Consider the following 262-nt stretch of genomic DNA (forward strand, 5'->3'; position numbering starts at 1 on the left):
GTACAACGTTGTTGCTTGTTTGTTGATACATACAATCATTACCCATCGATTCACCTTTTACGATAAACCGATCAATAAATAATCTTTACTTCTTCCAGATTGTTAAAGAACATACAGCACTTGGTCTCGAAAAGACCAAACCTAAATCCCGGCGCACTATCTGCACTGATTTACGTTTGAACTTTTGGTGGAGGATGACGGGATCGAACCGACGACCCCCTGCTTGCAAAGCAGGTGCTCTCCCAGCTGAGCTAATCCCCCA

Annotated in this window: 1 tRNA gene; it reads right to left on the bottom strand. The window is 43.9% G+C overall.

The annotated features are described in order from the left end of the window. Positions 1–185: 185 nt before the first annotated feature. Positions 186–261: transfer RNA gene (locus J0O65_RS25410), tRNA-Ala, on the bottom strand. Position 262: the final 1 nt, after the last annotated feature.

Source organism: Janthinobacterium sp. JC611, assembly GCF_018682595.1.
In the GTDB taxonomy this organism is placed as follows: Bacteria; Pseudomonadota; Gammaproteobacteria; order Burkholderiales; family Burkholderiaceae_D; genus Janthinobacterium.